Origin of the sequence: Corallococcus sp. CA047B (assembly GCF_003612065.1) — a bacterium.
Lineage (GTDB): Bacteria > Myxococcota > Myxococcia > Myxococcales > Myxococcaceae > Corallococcus > Corallococcus praedator.
This window is the reverse complement of sequence record NZ_RAWD01000758.1, coordinates 1-302: the sequence shown is the minus strand read 5'-3', so window position 1 is coordinate 302 and position 302 is coordinate 1. Positions and strand designations below refer to the sequence as shown.

The 302-nt window shown below is 65.2% G+C and carries 1 pseudogene; it reads right to left on the bottom strand.

The features are described from left to right. Positions 1-136: 136 nt before the first annotated feature. Positions 137-302: pseudogene (locus tag D7X74_RS44780) on the bottom strand (IS5/IS1182 family transposase); the annotation flags it as partial.

Below are 302 nucleotides of genomic sequence, written 5' to 3'. Positions count from 1 at the left end.
TGCGTCGGACCGTGGCTCCACTCGCGCACGTCTTGGCCTGGAGTCGCTGGCGACGCCACCACCAAGCCGTCGCCATGCAGTGCCACTACCGGGCACGCCGAGCGCGGTTCAAACTGCAGCTGTAGGATTACAGCCTCTAACAAATGTCAGGGTAGAGGCGTCGTAGGAGCATGACGCAGCAGCCGAGGACGAGGAAGCCGAAGTGGACATCGTCCCTGCGCTCATCGCGGACGCGAAGGCGGCGCAGCTGGTTCTTCCAGGCCAGTGTGCGCTCCACCACCCAGCGGTAGCGTCCCAGCCGT